Source organism: Nocardia sp. NPDC058480 (assembly GCF_042720495.1).
Lineage (GTDB): Bacteria > Actinomycetota > Actinomycetes > Mycobacteriales > Mycobacteriaceae > Nocardia.
This window is the reverse complement of record NZ_JBHXMN010000003.1, coordinates 560,925-574,472: the sequence shown is the minus strand read 5'-3', so window position 1 is coordinate 574,472 and position 13,548 is coordinate 560,925. Positions and strand designations below refer to the sequence as shown.

15 protein-coding genes and 1 tRNA gene are annotated in these 13,548 nt (G+C 66.5%); 6 read left to right on the top strand and 10 right to left on the bottom strand.

The window, feature by feature from the left end; all coding sequences use genetic code 11:
• Nucleotides 1-126: 126 nt before the first annotated feature.
• Nucleotides 127-1,398 (bottom strand): helix-turn-helix domain-containing protein, encoded by a 1,272-nt coding sequence (locus tag ACFWO8_RS11475; protein WP_378948007.1) that lies wholly within the window; start codon nt 1,396-1,398, stop codon nt 127-129.
• Between the two features lie 203 nt (nt 1,399-1,601).
• On the opposite strand from ACFWO8_RS11475, the gene ACFWO8_RS11470 reads away from it, so the two are divergent.
• Nucleotides 1,602-2,084: a hypothetical protein gene (locus ACFWO8_RS11470; RefSeq protein ID WP_378948004.1), complete on the top strand. Its 483-nt coding sequence runs from the start codon at nt 1,602-1,604 to the stop codon at nt 2,082-2,084.
• Here ACFWO8_RS11470 and dcd read toward each other — a convergent pair.
• Nucleotides 2,030-2,629, bottom strand: coding sequence for a dCTP deaminase (gene dcd, locus ACFWO8_RS11465; protein WP_378948001.1), 600 nt, complete (start codon nt 2,627-2,629; stop codon nt 2,030-2,032). The genes ACFWO8_RS11470 and dcd overlap by 55 nt on opposite strands.
• Nucleotides 2,630-2,809: 180 nt before the next feature.
• Entirely contained in the window at nt 2,810-3,271 is a 462-nt protein-coding gene (locus ACFWO8_RS11460; RefSeq protein ID WP_378948265.1) for a hypothetical protein, read from the bottom strand.
• A gap of 283 nt (nt 3,272-3,554) precedes the next feature.
• Here ACFWO8_RS11460 and ACFWO8_RS11455 point away from each other — a divergent pair.
• Nucleotides 3,555-3,625 (top strand) — tRNA-Gly (locus ACFWO8_RS11455).
• Nucleotides 3,626-3,760: 135 nt separating this feature from the next.
• Here the strand turns inward: ACFWO8_RS11455 and ACFWO8_RS11450 are convergent.
• The 5 genes from ACFWO8_RS11450 to ACFWO8_RS11430 form a co-directional block, all read right to left on the bottom strand.
• Nucleotides 3,761-4,042, bottom strand: coding sequence for a hypothetical protein (locus tag ACFWO8_RS11450; protein WP_378947998.1), 282 nt, complete (start codon nt 4,040-4,042; stop codon nt 3,761-3,763).
• 436 nt (nt 4,043-4,478) lie between these two features.
• Complete coding sequence (locus tag ACFWO8_RS11445; RefSeq protein ID WP_378947995.1) at nt 4,479-4,817, bottom strand: hypothetical protein; 339 nt, start codon at nt 4,815-4,817, stop codon at nt 4,479-4,481.
• Nucleotides 4,818-4,926: 109 nt separating this feature from the next.
• Nucleotides 4,927-5,424, bottom strand: a complete 498-nt coding sequence (locus ACFWO8_RS11440) for a flavin reductase family protein (RefSeq protein WP_266294373.1) — start codon at nt 5,422-5,424, stop codon at nt 4,927-4,929.
• Entirely contained in the window at nt 5,417-5,938 is a 522-nt protein-coding gene (locus ACFWO8_RS11435; RefSeq protein WP_378948254.1) for an NADPH-dependent FMN reductase, read from the bottom strand. The genes ACFWO8_RS11440 and ACFWO8_RS11435 overlap by 8 nt, the downstream gene beginning before the upstream one ends.
• 208 nt (nt 5,939-6,146) lie before the next feature.
• Nucleotides 6,147-6,464: a hypothetical protein gene (locus tag ACFWO8_RS11430; protein WP_378947992.1), complete on the bottom strand. Its 318-nt coding sequence runs from the start codon at nt 6,462-6,464 to the stop codon at nt 6,147-6,149.
• Between the two features lie 114 nt (nt 6,465-6,578).
• Between ACFWO8_RS11430 and ACFWO8_RS11425 the strand changes: the two genes are divergently transcribed.
• Together ACFWO8_RS11425 and ACFWO8_RS11420 are read left to right on the top strand one after the other, a co-directional pair.
• Nucleotides 6,579-7,328: a crotonase/enoyl-CoA hydratase family protein gene (locus tag ACFWO8_RS11425; RefSeq protein WP_378947989.1), complete on the top strand. Its 750-nt coding sequence runs from the start codon at nt 6,579-6,581 to the stop codon at nt 7,326-7,328.
• 167 nt (nt 7,329-7,495) lie between these two features.
• Complete coding sequence (locus tag ACFWO8_RS11420; protein ID WP_378947979.1) at nt 7,496-8,602, top strand: DUF4185 domain-containing protein; 1,107 nt, start codon at nt 7,496-7,498, stop codon at nt 8,600-8,602.
• Between the two features lie 75 nt (nt 8,603-8,677).
• Here ACFWO8_RS11420 and ACFWO8_RS11415 read toward each other — a convergent pair whose 3' ends face one another.
• Nucleotides 8,678-10,003, bottom strand: a complete 1,326-nt coding sequence (locus tag ACFWO8_RS11415; RefSeq protein WP_378947967.1) for an MFS transporter — start codon at nt 10,001-10,003, stop codon at nt 8,678-8,680.
• A gap of 218 nt (nt 10,004-10,221) precedes the next feature.
• Between ACFWO8_RS11415 and ACFWO8_RS11410 the strand changes: the two genes are divergently transcribed.
• Nucleotides 10,222-10,893, top strand: a complete 672-nt coding sequence (locus ACFWO8_RS11410) for a class I SAM-dependent methyltransferase (protein WP_378947964.1) — start codon at nt 10,222-10,224, stop codon at nt 10,891-10,893.
• Here ACFWO8_RS11410 and ACFWO8_RS11405 read toward each other — a convergent pair whose 3' ends face one another.
• Nucleotides 10,894-11,496 carry an alpha/beta family hydrolase gene (locus tag ACFWO8_RS11405; RefSeq protein ID WP_378947961.1) on the bottom strand — a complete coding sequence of 201 codons (603 nt, stop codon included), beginning with the start codon at nt 11,494-11,496 and terminating at the stop codon, nt 10,894-10,896.
• 211 nt (nt 11,497-11,707) lie between these two features.
• Between ACFWO8_RS11405 and ACFWO8_RS11400 the strand changes: the two genes are divergently transcribed.
• Nucleotides 11,708-13,543 (top strand): acyl-CoA dehydrogenase, encoded by a 1,836-nt coding sequence (locus ACFWO8_RS11400; RefSeq protein WP_378948251.1) that lies wholly within the window; start codon nt 11,708-11,710, stop codon nt 13,541-13,543.
• Nucleotides 13,544-13,548: the final 5 nt, after the last annotated feature.

The following is a 13,548-nucleotide window of genomic DNA, read 5'->3' as shown; positions in this document are numbered from 1 at the left end:
TGATCGTCGAGCAACGCGGGCAACTCTCCGGAATCTGGTCGGACCCAGGCGCGAGGGCGCACACGCGCACCCGGACCCATGCCGATTCGCCTCACGGACTACCTCATATGCGCGCTTGACCAGCTATTACATGGCCGCCGACGGTCGCGGATGACTGGCGAGGGCCGCGGTCGCGACACAGAACTCTTCGATTCGCTCGTCCAAGCCGCGCGCTTCCACAGCGTCGCGGTAGGTCGGGGCGGCGATGCGGCGGCGGAGGCCGACGAGGCGTTCGCTCAGCTGGGCGATGCGTTTGTCCTCGGGGAGGTCGAGGACCGGGCGCAGGGCGTCGGCGGCGCCGTCGATGCTGCCGTTGATGAGGTGGGCGGCCGCGTTGTCGACGCGGGCCAGCGATTCGGCGCCGTAGGAGCGTTGTAACGGCGGGCCGCTCGAGTAGAGGGTGATGGCGCGTTCGGTGGCGGCCAGTGCCTGTTCGGCGCGGCCGAGCTGGATGCAGGTAGCGCCCGCGTAGTAGGCGGCCTTGGGCGGGCCGAAACCGAACACCCCGCCGATCTCGTCGTGCAGTTCGTCGCGCCGGTCGCCTGCCGCCACCTCGGCCGCGCGCAGGCACCGGTCGGTCTCGGTGTCGCTACCGAGCCGCGCCCACACCCTTGCCTCGATATTGAGCAGCCGCACCCGGCCGAGGCCGGGCCCCACGAATTCCTGTCCGCTGCGCGCCAATTGGACGGCGTTGCGCGGCCGGTCGGACCAGTTCTCGATCAGCGCGTGCATGCCGCGGGTCCACGCGCGTAACCCGTTGTGCCCGCTCAGTTCCGCGTAAGCCCAAGCGGCCCTGATCTGTTCGCCCGCGGCGTCGAGATAGCCCAGGTCGGTACTCGCGTTCGCCAGCAGCCCCGACAACGTCCCGGCCAGCAGGTAGAGGTGGCTGGTGTCGACCGGCTTCTGCTGCCCGTCGAGTAGTCGATACACCCGCCTGCGCACCCGCAGCATCTCCACCATCATCGGTGCCGGTGCGGCATGGACGTATTCGTTGGCGATGCGCCGGACGTCGGCGTCGAGCTGGGCCAACGTCGTCGCCCCCACGTTGGTGCCCTCCGCGGCGGCCGCGTGTTCGCTGGCCTCGTGCGCAGCCGCCATGATCAACTCCCTCTCCGACAACACCTCGGGCACAGCACCTTTGACAGTTCCCGCATCGACGAACGCGAGCAGATCGGCATCACCCGCGGGCGCCAGCAGGGTCGAGAATCGCGCGCGCACAACATCATCGGAGCGGGCCAGTGACGTATCGAGCGCGGCCTGATTCACCGGACGTGGGCGCACCCGCACCCCGCCTGCTTCCCATTTCGACACCAGCCGTTCGTGCACACCGAGATGAGCCGCGAACTCCCGGATGCTCATTCGTTTGGCATCGCGAAGAGCTCTGGCCTCTCTCCCTGTCCACTCTCCGACCACGGCGTCACCTCATCCGACTAACAAACTCCTTCCAGAGTACGAGCGTGACAGTGAGACACACCACAAGTTCGCGGAATCGGTTGCCAGAGGCAGTGAAAGGGCGGTGCGGGGCAGTGGTCACGCGCTCGCGCGTGGGCGATTCTGGAAGCGTGGAAGCCAGAACTGTCGACGACTGGGTGCGGTGTTACCAGCGTGAATTCCGGCTACCCGTCCGCGAGCGCGGCGGCTTTGTGATGCTGCCGATCACCGACCGGCTCTGCGTGGTGCACCTACCGACCACGCGCGCCGAGAAGGTGCTCACGGCGTTGCGCGAGCAACGCTGTGACGGTCCGGTGCTGGCACGCCAGATCCGCTGGAGTGTGCTCGCCGTGCCCGACGCCAGGCCCTCCGAGGAAGAGGCCGCCGAGCTCGCGGGGCTCGATATCGACATCCCCGGCACCGGCAGCGCCGTGATGCTGCCGACCAATCTGGGCCGCTGGAGCCGCGAGGGCTGTCACTGGGTGCGGCCACCGTCCGGCGGTGGCGACACCCTCCCGGCACTGACGCTGGTGCTGAGTCTCGCCGTGACGGCGGGCCCTCAGCGGGTCTCGACCGCGCTCAGCGAATCGGGCGAGAGGGGAAAGTTGAGGTAGGACCGCGACGGCGTCGGCCCCCGCTGACCCTGATACTTCGACCCGGCTCTGGCGCTGCCGTACGGGTGCTCGGCCGGGCTGGACAGCCGGATCAGGCACAGCTGCCCGATCTTCATCCCCGGCCACAGCGTGATCGGCAGATTCGCCACATTCGACAGCTCCAGGGTGATGTGCCCACTGAACCCCGGATCGATGAACCCCGCCGTCGAATGCGTGAGCAGCCCGAGCCGCCCCAGACTCGACTTGCCCTCCAGCCGCCCCGCCAGATCGTCGGGCAGCGAGCACACCTCGAGCGTGGACCCGAGCACGAATTCCCCCGGATGCAGCACGAACGGCTCACCCGGCTTCGGCTCCACCAGACTGGTCAGCTCGTCCTGCTGCTGCGCCGGATCGATATGGGTGTAGCGGCTGTTGTCGAACACCCGGAACAGCCCGTCGAGGCGCACGTCGATACTCGACGGCTGAACCATCGACTCGAGCATCGGTTCGACACCGAGCCGCCCAGCGGCGATCTCGGCCCTGATGTCACGATCGGAGAGCAGCACCGGCCCAGTGTAGGCAGCTGCGGCGCAGGTAGGGCCCCCACCCCTGCGGGCGACGCGTCAGCCACTCCGCCAGGCGACCTCGTCCGTTCCGCGGGTGAACCGGAGTCGCGTTCACCCGCGGGCTGGACTCGAATGCCATCGTCGCCGCGTCGGCCCGCCATGATCTCCCAGCTCGGCGAACTACGGCGTCGGCGCCACGATGTCGCCCGGGGAGGTCGGCGGCTTCTCGATGGTCGGGTTCACCAGGGCGCCGGGCGAGGTCGGCGGCTTCTCCGAAGTCGGGTTGACGATGTCGCTGGGACCGGTGGGAACCACCGTCGGCTGCACCGGCGTGCCAACCTCGGAGGTCTCCACCGGATCGCCACCGCCGTGGTTCGGGTTCGTACAGATGGTCCCCTCACACGGCACCCACGTCCCGTCCCCGTTCGGGTTCGGCATCATGTTCGGCCCCGGCGCGGGCGCCGTCGTGTGCACATGCCCCGGATCCCCGTGCCCCTCATCATGGGCAGCCGTGGTCGTCGTCGGCTTCACGGTGGTGGTGGTCTTGCTGGTGGTCTCGGTCTTGGACCCGGAATCATCCGAGCATCCCGCGCCGAGCACCGCCAACGCCGCGATCACCGAAACGAACAGAACGCGCTTCATCAAGTCAGCCTTTCGCCGTTCCGGCCATCGACCCAACCCACCGAGCCGAACCCTCGAGCCGGAGAACTAGTTACGCCGCACGACACGGCATGGCCGGATCCCGCACGAACGCTGACGAAAATGTGCGAAACCCGCTGCCCGCACTCTAGATCCACCCACCGACAACCACGGCCGAATCGCGCCCGATCCCCAACGATGCGCCGACCACCCCCACAGACGCGGCAACAGTTGCATCGCCCCACGCGAGTTCTGATAGAGTCGCGAGAGCCCCCAGTGGCGCAGTGCCGATGTAGTTCAATGGTAGAACTTCTGCTTCCCAAGCAGATGGCGCGGGTTCGATTCCCGTCATCGGCTCAAAACACAAGACCCCCAGGTCAGCCTGGGGGTCTTGTTGTTTCTGTTGATCTTGTCCGAGCACTCAGTCCTTCGCCATCTGCGAAAGATCGTCGGCTATGCGACGTTCGGCGTCATCGGTTGCCCGCTGGTAGATCAGCGCGGCCCGCATATCGTCGTGGCCATCCGCGACATCAGATCCTTGGTCGACATCCCCGATTTCGAGGCCCACAGGCCCCCGGCATGGCGCAAGTCGTGAATGTGGATGCCCGGCGGCCCTACCGACATGGTGGCCACCTTCCAGGTCGCGTTCTTGGTGAAGTTGGACCGCCGCATCGGATTTCCCCTCAACCCGGTGAACACGTAGGCATCCGGCCGGTTGTCGACGTACTTCTCGAGGTGAGCCAGGATGTCCGGCCGGATGGCTTCCGGGACCATCAGGGTTCGAACACCAGCCCGCGACTTGGGGCGGGATTCGCGAATAGGCTCGGAGTGTGGAGTACGAGGCGGTCTACTCGGTTATCTATCGCGCGGTGGACGAGGGCAGCGATGACCCGGACTATCTGTATGCCGGTGTGCGATTCGTCAGGGAGGGCGAGGCGCTCGCGCATGCCGCGGCTCCGCCCGGACGCGTTCCCGTTTGCGGAACGACCACACCATTCATCGTTCCGGGTTTGCCCTGGTCGGATCCTGTTTCGGGTGAGTACAGACGTTGTCCGGAATGTGAGGTGCTTTGCCCGTTGTAGCCGATGTTCGTGTCGAGCCGTCGGCCAACTCCCCTGGGTGAGTGCTCAATGTCGACCACTGTGCACGAAACTCGGCATGAGCGCAGGTCAACCTTGGGGTCTTGTCGTTTCTGCCGGTCTGGCCCGAGTCAGTAGGTGGTGAAGACCCAGGAGCCGTCACAGCCCCAGTCGGTGTTCCGCGCGGAATCGAAGTACCACGTGCCACGTGGCGGGGTTCGCACCACCCAGCCATCGTCGGAGGCGATCGCCTGGTCGCCCACTGTCAATATCGTGGTGGTGAAGGGGGCCACCTCCCACCATTCGTCCTCGAACGCATTCTCCAAGTGGATGACAACAGTGTCGGGAAGCTGGTTCGCGACCGTCAGGCACGCATTCGAGTCCGGGCCTGCCTGGGCAGGTGCGGACACCAGAAACGTTGCGCCGACTGCGATACACACCGCACCCACACGACCGACAAACGAACTCATCAGAATCTCCCCGTTCACTGGAGTGGACAGGCACAAACGCTGTCCCCGGTGACAGATTTGTCGAGATCCCTTGGCGAAAGCTGGTGAAACGCTTGCTGTTACGCGGCGATCAGCCCGCGTGCAAGGTGCGGAACTTGCTGCCGTGGAAGACCAGTGGGTCGATGTCCTCGCGGGCGGCGACGCGGTTCACGCGCAGGATCACCACGAGGTGGTCGCCCGCGCTGACCTGTGTCTCCGGGACTCCTTCGATCCAGGCGGTGGCGCCGTCGATGAAGACCGCTTCGCCGGTTCCGCGGTGCAGGGCGGTCTCGCGGAAGCGGTCGCCGTTGCGGGCGCCGAGCGCCTTGGCCGCGGCTTGCTGGTCGGTGCCGAGCAGGCTCAGGCCGAGGTGGCCGGCACCTGCCAATTTCGGCCAGGTCGACGACGAGTTCTGCACGCAGAACGAGACGAGCGGCGGATCGAGGGAGACGGGGACGAAGGTGCTCACCGCCAAACCGTGTGGGACGCCGTCGATCTCGGCGCACACGGCCACCACACCGCTGGGAAAGTTGGCGAAGGCGCGGCGCAGGCCGTTGCCGTCGGCGGGAAAGTCCAAGAGCTCATGCATGATTCGTTGCCTCCACCGGCCTACCCGCCGGATCTGTCAGTGCCGCGACGACGGGTCCCCATCGCCGCGCGTATTCCTCGATGACGCCGTCCTCGCCGAAAGTCCGATCGGAGAGGTAGAGCCCTGGCAGTGCGGCGGTGCCGCCGATCTCCACCAGGACGGGCTTGAGCAGCAGGTCGGGCGCGAGCGCGTGGGCCGGGCCCGCGCCGAGCATCACCGGCACGGTCACCACACCGGCCAAGCCGGTACCGCCGTCGAATTGTTCGAGGAACAGTTTCAGCAGTCCGGTGTAGGTGGCCTTGAAGGTCGGACTCGCGAACACGACGAGCTCGGAGGACGCGACGGCGCGCGCGGCCGCAGTCACCGCCGGGTCGCCCCAGCCGAGCAGACCGGGCCCGAGAGTGACCAGGTCGATTACCGCGGGCTCGGTGCCGGGGCGCAGTGCCCGCGCGACCTGCACGGCCGCGGCCAGGGTGCGCGATGCGGGTTTCGGGTTTCCGACGACGACCGTCACTGTGTAGTCGAAATCCCAGCTGGTGCGCTGCTCGATATCGCTGGTCACCAGCCCGCCACTGACGTTGGCACCCAGTAGGCGAACGAGACCTGGTCGGCGATTCTCTCCGTGGTCACGGCTGCTCCTCCTCGTCGTCGGCTGTTCCAGTGCAACACCGGCAGCCGACCCCGACGAGGGTTTGAATCGGCGCGATCGATACGCGCTCGGGTCAGCTGCCCACGCGCACGCAATCCGCCGCGATCTTCGACTGCGCCGCGCTCACTTTGGCCGCGTCGCCTTCGCCGAGCAGCTCGGCGGGATCGCCGGACTGCGCGTTCGACACCATCACCCGCAGCCCGTCCTGCGACATCCCCGAGTCGAGGAACACCTTCGCCGCGCAGTCGGCCAGCGCGGGATTCTTCAACCCCTTGTCCTGCAACGACTTCGACAGCTCGGCCTGAGTCACCGCAGGTGCTTCGTCGCCACTGCCGCAGGCCGAGAGCACCGGCAACGCGAGCAGTGCCGCGGCCATCAGACAGATCCGCATTCGGGGAGTCCTCTCGATCGTCGCGCGCCGAACGACGCGCGATGCGTTCGGATCATGCCGCACCATCGTCCGCGTGGCCACCCACTCGAACTGACTCACGAGTAAGATAGGCACATGGGAGACAACATCACCGTCCGTTTCGACGACAATCGCGCCTATGTCGAACTGAACAGGCCCGGCAAACACAACGGGCTCACCCTGGAAATGCTCCGCGATCTTGTCGACGCGGCCCGAAAAGTGGCCGACCGCAAGACAACCCGCGCCGTCATCATCACCGGAAACGGACCGAGTTTCAGTAGCGGACTCGATATCGCCGCCGCCACCCGCAATCCGGTGGCTATCGTCAAAGAATTCCTGCCCCGACCCTTGCGCGGCACCAATACCTTTCAGGAAGCCTGCTGGGCCTGGCGCCGCCTCGACGTCCCGGTGATCGCCGCCGTCCACGGGCGCTGTTTCGGCGGCGGCCTCCAGATCGCACTGGCCGCCGACTTCCGGATCGCCGCCCCCACAGCCGAATTCTCGGTGATGGAGGCCGCCCACGGGCTGATTCCCGATATGACAGGCCCCGCCGCATTGTCACAGCTCATCGGCATCGACCAGGCCAAGCTGCTGGCGATGACCGCCGACTCGATCGACGCCGATTACGCGCTTCGGATCGGCCTGATCACCGACGTCGCCGACGACCCGGTGAAGGCCGCGCAGGCTCTAGCCGACCGCGTCACCGCCCGCGACCGCAACGCCGTCGCCGCCGCCAAGCACCTGTTCGACCGTTCGTGGCAGCACGGTTCCCGCGCCACCTTCGCCGCCGAGCGAATGGCCCAACTGCCATTGCTGCTGCGTAAGGCCATGAGCAGTAGCGACTGACAAGCAACCCACCGGGGAATTTATGCCAACTACCGAAGGTATGTGCCGCACCTCACTGTTAGCGGCTGTTAGCATCGCTTCGATTCGCTGACCAGTCGAAGAGTGGTACGTGACGGCAAGCCTGGACCGTGCCTGGATTTCGGCCTGACCCGGAGGCTCGAACACCTGTGAACAAGACCGGCTCCGCCCTGTTGTCCGCACTCACAGGTATTACGGCCTTGCTGGTGAGCGCGGCACCTCCCGCCGTGGCGAACCCGAACGCCATCAACCCGATTCCCGTTCTCAACGGCACCCATGGCCTGCCCGTTCTGCACGGACGCACCCAGGCGGTGTTCCAGGTAACCGGCATGGCCAGCCCCAACAACACCCAGAACTACAACGTCCTCGGCACCGACCTCGGCATCATGTGGGACAACGGGCGCGGCGAGATGCTCACCGCCTTCGGCGACACCGCGGGCCTCGGCTTCCCCAACCTGCTCGCGGGCAGTACCTGGGCGTGGCGCTCCAACATCCTGGTCCGCAGCCATGACCAGAACCCGTCCGACGGGATCATGTTCGACGGTGTCGTGCGCGATGTCATCGGCCAGGCGCGCGACCTGATCCCCAGCCCCAAGATCCCCTTCCTGGAGATCAGCCGCATCCCCACCGCGGGCATCTCGGCCAACGGCGTGCAGTACCTGTCGCTGATGTCGGTGAAGACCTGGGACGCGCCCGGTGAGTGGACCACCAGCTTCTCCGGCCTGGCCGCGTCGGCCGACAACGGCGAGACCTGGGCGGATCTCGGCCACACCCGCCGTCCCGACGAGGGTGGCAACGCCAACTTCCAGATGAACAGCTTCGTGAAGGACGGCGGCTTCGTCTACGAATACGGCACCCGCGCCGGCCGCAACAACGATGCCTTCATCGCCCGCGTCCCCGAAGCCCAGATCGAGAACCTCGGTGCCTACGAGTACTGGGACGGCCACGACTGGAAGCTCAACGAGGTGAACGCGGCAGCCCCCATCATGGGCGGCGTCGGCGAACTCTCGGTGATGTACAACGAGCACCTCGGCCAGTTCATCTCCCTCACCACCGACCCGTTCAACTCCGTGGTGATGCGCCGCGCGTCCTCCCCCGTAGGCCCGTGGAGCGGACCGGAGGTACTGATCGACGCCCGCGATCTGCCGACCGCCTACGCGCCATCGATCTTCCCGTACCAAACCGGCAGCGACCTGTACTTCATGACCACGATCCACACGCAGTACAACGTCGTCCTCATGCGCACCAGGCTTTGATTTTCGGCGGCCCACGGCGCCAACGCACGCGCCCCGTTCGATGACGAACGGGGCGCGCCGCGTGATTTCCGGGTCCTACATGGCCTGGTCCTTGGTCTCGACCAGTGCCTTGGTGCAGACCAGGCTGAGCACGGCGAGCCCGGACAGCATGACGCCGATCGAGATGCTGCCGAAGGACGCGGACAGCGGTGCGGCGATCAGCGGGGGAATCGCCCCACCGAGTACGCCGGCCAGGTTGTAGCCGAGTCCGGCGCCGGTGTACCGGAAGCGGGTCTGGAACATCTCCGGCAGTAGCGCGCCGCAGGGCCCGTAGGCGATGCCGAAGATCGCCAGTGTGATCCCGACGCCGATCGCGAAGGCCACCGGGGATTTGGTGTCGAGCAGCGGGAACAACATCAGCGACCAGACGACCGCCAGCCCGGACGACACCATGATCACCCGGCGGCGACCGAGGCGGTCCGAGTACAGCGCCGAGACAATGATCGCCGCGCCGAAGATCAGCGCGGCGCCGATACCAACGGTCAGTACGAACGGCCTGCTGAAGCCGAGGGTCTTGGTCCCGTAGCTGGTGAGGTACGCGGTGCCCATATAGAAGAAGGCGAACAGCAGAGCCAGCGAACCGGCCGAGAGCAGGATCTCCTTGGCCTGGAAGCGCCAGGCGTCGAGGAACGGCAGGGCGTTCGGCTTGCTCGTGTCGAGTGCCCGCTGCGCCTGGTTCGCGCGGAACACCGGCGTCTCCTCGATCGCCAATCGCATGTACAGGCCGATGGCGACCAAGACAATGGAGAACAGGAACGGGATGCGCCAGCCCCAGGTGAGGAAGGCGTCGTTCGCGTCGCCGAGGACCGCGCCGGTGATGAGGAAGGTACTGCTGGACAGGATGAAGGCGAAGGCCGGTCCGATCTGCGGGAACATGGCGTAGAGGCCGCGTTTGCCCGGCGGGGCGTACTCAGCGGTCAGCAGGGTCGCGCCTGCCCATTCGCCACCCACCGCGAACCCTTGGCCGAATCGCAGCAGCACCAGGATGATCGGCGCGGCCACGCCGATGGTGCCCGCGCCGGGGAGCATCCCGATGAGCACTGTGCACAGACCCATCAGCAGCAGAGTCGAGACGAGCGTCTTCTTGCGGCCGATCCGGTCGCCGTAGTGCCCGAACAGCACGGCGCCGACCGGCCGCGCGATGAAGGCGACAGCGAAGGTCGCGAAGGAGGCGAAGGTCCCTGCCGTCGACCCGAGGGCAGGGAAGAACACCTTCGGGAACACCAGGGCCGCGGCGGTGCCGTAGATGAAGAAGTCGTAGAACTCGATCGTGGTGCCGATGCAACTCGCAATGGCCACCTTGCGCATACTCGTAGCCGGCGTCGTCGGGGTTACCGCCGCCGTCACTGGAGACACTTTCATAGCTGTGTTCCTTTTCTCTGCCCGTTGCGGTGCCCGATCGGCTCGCTGGGTAAGAGCAAAGTAGTGATCTGGCTCACGTAGCAACTACCCCCGAAAAGGGGTGGATGTCCCGTGAGCCCATGGGTAACCACCGGGAACGGGCTACCATGACTCCAGGCCGACCGGCGGCCGCGGCGCTGCGAACACGCCTGAGTCCGGCCACGAATCGGGGAGGCGGAATGCGCGCAGCGGATTGGGACGCACGGTATGCCCGCAGCGAATTGGTGTGGGGCGCACCGCCGAACAGCACCGTTGTCGAGCACGTCTACGGTCTGGACCGCAGAATCCCCCTGCTCCCCGATGAGTCGGGGGTCGCGCCGTCGCTCCCCCGCGCGCTGGACCTGGCCTGCGGTGAAGGCCGCCACGCCCTCTGGCTCGCCACTCACGGCTGGCAGGTCACGGCCGTCGACTTCTCGCAGGTGGGGATCGACAAGGGCAGAACGGTGGCCGCCCGCCTGTCGCGCTCGGTTCGGTCCCGCGTGCACTGGCAAACAGCCGATATCACCGAACTCGAAGCCGCCGAGATCACCGGCCCCTTCGAACTGATCCTGATGGTCTTCGTCCATCTCCCCGCCGACGAGCGCCGCGCCCTGCTGCACCAGCTGTCCGACATGCTCGCCCCCGGCGGCATGCTGCTGATCCTCGGTCACGCCACCCGCAACGTCACCGACGGCTACGGCGGCCCCCAGGAAACCGAGATCCTCTTCTCCCCTGAAGATCTACGCGCCGACCTGGCCCGCGACGACATCACCATCAGCCTCGCCCACGAAGTGTTCCGCCCCACCGAAGGCCCCGACGCCATCGATTCGCTGCTCATCGCCGAACGCCCCCTCCCAGAGACCACCGACTGATCAGGCGTTCAGCTTCCAGCGTGCGAACCAGGTGGCCACGGTCGCCTCGATGACGTCGAATCCGGTGCGGAACGAGTGCGCTTGCTTGGGGATCACCCGTACTTCGGCGGCATCGGCGGCATCGGGCACCCCGAACGGGTCACTACCCCCGTTGATCACCACGACCTCGATATCCCCGGGCGCCAGCAGCTCATCGCGCCTGCTCTTCTCGGGCTTGCCCGGCGGATGCAACGGGAACGACAGCGCGATCACGCCCCGCGCATCTACCTCAACGGCCGTGCGGCAGGCAACCCGAGCCCCGTTGCTTCGACCCCCCTGAACAACCGGCACCCCGGGAAATCTCGCCCGCAACGCCGCCACGATCTCGAGCCAGGCCTCGTCCTGCTTGTCCGCGTTCCCCGGCGCCCGTCGACCGGCAACCCGATAGGGCTGCACGACCCGAGCTACCGTGCCACCCGCTTCGACTGCCGAATCACGCACGGCCAGAATGTCTTTCGCATCGACGCCACCACCGGCTCCGTGCGTGATCACCAGCAGGAATGCCGGATCACGCACGTCGTCGAGCTCGATCTCGGCCGGTCCAGCAGTCGTCTCGATGCGCACATCTCACGGTAGCCCCGAGCTCGCGGCGAGCAACGTTGCGGCACCCGCGCGTGTTTTTCACATCACATTGCCGCCCACCCCTTTGCCGAGACGATTACCCACCGGTAATATGGTCTATAAGTTACCCGCGAGTAGCATGCGGAAAACCGGCGACGGGCGGGAACGGCACACCACCGACCGCACCAGAACTCAATGGAGAGTGAGTACTCACATGGGCCACTACAAGGCAAACGTCCGCGACCTCGAGTTCAACCTCTTCGAGGTCCTCGGCATCGACAAGGTGCTCGACGCAGGCGCCTTCGGCGACCTGGACACCGACACCGTCAAGGAAATGCTCTCCGAGGTCCGCCGCCTGGCCGAGGGCCCGCTGGCCGAGTCCTTCGCCGACGCCGACCGCAACCCGCCCGTGTTCGACCCGAACACCCACACCGTCGCCATCCCCGAGTCCTTCAAGAAGTCCTACAAGGCGCTCGAAGACGGCGAGTGGGCCAAGGTCGGCGTCGTCGAGGAACTGGGCGGCCTGAACGCACCGTCGGCCGTCACCTGGGCCCTGTCGGAGATGGTCCTCGGCGCCAACCCGCCCATCCAGATGTACGCCGCGGGCGCCGGTTTCGCGCAGGTGTTCTTCAACAACGGCACCGAAGAGCAGAAGAAGTGGGCGGCCAAGATCGCCGACCGCAACTGGGGCGCCACCATGGTGCTGACCGAGCCCGACGCCGGTTCCGACGTCGGCGCGGGCCGCGCCAAGGCGATCAAGCAGGAAGACGGCACCTGGCACATCGAGGGTGTCAAGCGCTTCATCACCTCGGGCGACTCCGACGACATGTTCGAAAACATCATGCACCTGGTGCTGGCTCGCCCCGAGGGCGCCGGACCGGGCACCAAGGGCCTGTCGCTGTTCTACGTCCCGAAGACCCACTTCGACTTCGAGACCGAGACCTACGGCGACCGCAACGGTGTCTTCGTCACCAACGTCGAGCACAAGATGGGCATCAAGGCCTCGGCCACCTGTGAGGTCACCTTCGGCGGCCACGGCGTGCCCGCCAAGGGCTGGCTGGTCGGCGAGGTGCACAACGGCATCGCGCAGATGTTCGACGTCATCGAGAACGCTCGCATGATGGTGGGCACCAAGGCCATCGCGACCCTGTCGACCGGTTACCTGAACGCGCTGGAGTACGCCAAGACCCGCGTCCAGGGTGCCGACCTGACCCAGATGACCGACAAGGCCGCGCCCCGCGTGACCATCACCCACCACCCGGACGTGCGTCGTTCGCTGGCCACCCAGAAGGCGTACGCCGAGGGCCTGCGCGCGATCTACCTCTACACCGCCGCCCACCAGAACGAAGAGATCGCGCTCGCGGTCTCGGGTGCCGACTCCGACGTCGCGTTCCGCGTGAACGACCTGCTGCTCCCGATCGTCAAGGGTGTCGGCTCCGAGCGCGCCTACCAGTACCTGACCGATTCGCTGCAGACCTTCGGAGGCTCGGGCTTCCTGCAGGACTACCCGATCGAGCAGTACATCCGCGACGCGAAGATCGACTCGCTCTACGAGGGCACCACCGCCATCCAGGCGCAGGACTTCTTCTTCCGCAAGATCGCGCGTGACCGCGGTGTGGCCCTGGCCCACGTGGCAGGCCAGATCCAGAAGTTCCTGGAGTCCGACTCGGCCAACGAGCGCCTCAAGGGTGAGCGCAAGCTGCTCGCCACCGCGCTCGAGGACGTGCAGACCATGGCCGCCACCCTGACCGGCCACCTGATGGGCGCGCAGGAGCAGCCGACCGAGCTGTACAAGGTCGGCCTGGGTTCGGTGCGCTTCCTGATGTCGGTCGGCGACCTGTTCATCGGCTGGATGCTGCTGAACCAGGCCGAGATCGCGCTGACCGCGCTGGACAACGGCGCCACCGGCTCCGACGTCGCCTTCTACACCGGCAAGGTCGCCTCGGCGCAGTTCTTCGCCCGCAACATCCTGCCCGAGCTGACCGCCACCCGCGCGATCCTCGCCAACCTGGACAACGACATCATGGACCTGGACGAAGCCGCCTTCTGATCTGT

Bases quoted from the DNA above. Each gene is read 5' to 3' on its own strand.
- ACFWO8_RS11475 (WP_378948007.1), bottom strand. From the start codon at position 1,398: ATGAGCATCCGGGAGTTCGCGGCTCATCTCGGTGTGCACGAACGGCTG.
- ACFWO8_RS11460 (WP_378948265.1), bottom strand. From the start codon at position 3,271: ATGAAGCGCGTTCTGTTCGTTTCGGTGATCGCGGCGTTGGCGGTGCTC.
- ACFWO8_RS11450 (WP_378947998.1), bottom strand. From the start codon at position 4,042: ATGGTCCCGGAAGCCATCCGGCCGGACATCCTGGCTCACCTCGAGAAG.
- ACFWO8_RS11445 (WP_378947995.1), bottom strand. From the start codon at position 4,817: ATGAGTTCGTTTGTCGGTCGTGTGGGTGCGGTGTGTATCGCAGTCGGC.
- ACFWO8_RS11440 (WP_266294373.1), bottom strand. From the start codon at position 5,424: ATGCATGAGCTCTTGGACTTTCCCGCCGACGGCAACGGCCTGCGCCGC.
- ACFWO8_RS11430 (WP_378947992.1), bottom strand. From the start codon at position 6,464: ATGCGGATCTGTCTGATGGCCGCGGCACTGCTCGCGTTGCCGGTGCTC.
- ACFWO8_RS11425 (WP_378947989.1), top strand. From the start codon at position 6,579: ATGGGAGACAACATCACCGTCCGTTTCGACGACAATCGCGCCTATGTC.
- ACFWO8_RS11415 (WP_378947967.1), bottom strand. From the start codon at position 10,003: ATGAAAGTGTCTCCAGTGACGGCGGCGGTAACCCCGACGACGCCGGCT.
- ACFWO8_RS11410 (WP_378947964.1), top strand. From the start codon at position 10,222: ATGCGCGCAGCGGATTGGGACGCACGGTATGCCCGCAGCGAATTGGTG.
- ACFWO8_RS11400 (WP_378948251.1), top strand. From the start codon at position 11,708: ATGGGCCACTACAAGGCAAACGTCCGCGACCTCGAGTTCAACCTCTTC.